This window comes from Neobacillus niacini, assembly GCF_000759675.1.
In the GTDB taxonomy this organism is placed as follows: Bacteria; Bacillota; Bacilli; order Bacillales; family Cytobacillaceae; genus Neobacillus; species Neobacillus niacini_A.
Genome location: NZ_BAWM01000062.1, coordinates 1 through 340, shown reverse-complemented (window position 1 = coordinate 340; position 340 = coordinate 1). Strand labels below are relative to the sequence as shown.

Sequence of the window (340 nt, the reverse complement as noted above, 5' to 3'; positions counted from 1 at the left end):
GTATTGATTGATCGATTTTAACCTTGTGCCCTTGATAAGCAGAGGCTTTTGCCCCGTGTTATCAACAATAGTTGCCAGGTTATCTACTCCTAAATCAATACCCATTACTCGTTTTGGCTCAAATATCAAATCATTGACATGCTTATCAGACCTTTTGATTTCCTTTTGTTGTTCACCTTTAAAAACCAATTCTACTACATAGCGACCATAGGACGGGACAATTCGAACCTGTTGCAGTTTTCCTTCGGATTGAGCAACCTTTCCCAAGTTTAACTGTAGATGGGTTCCAGGTAATTTAAGAACATTTCCTTCTTTGATCGTTGTTATTTGATTGGTTAAA

General features: G+C 37.6%; 1 pseudogene. It reads right to left on the bottom strand.

Annotation, left to right across the window (positions count from 1 at the left end):
• Positions 1-340 (bottom strand): annotated as a pseudogene (locus TR08_RS19005) (RNA-guided endonuclease InsQ/TnpB family protein); the annotation flags it as partial.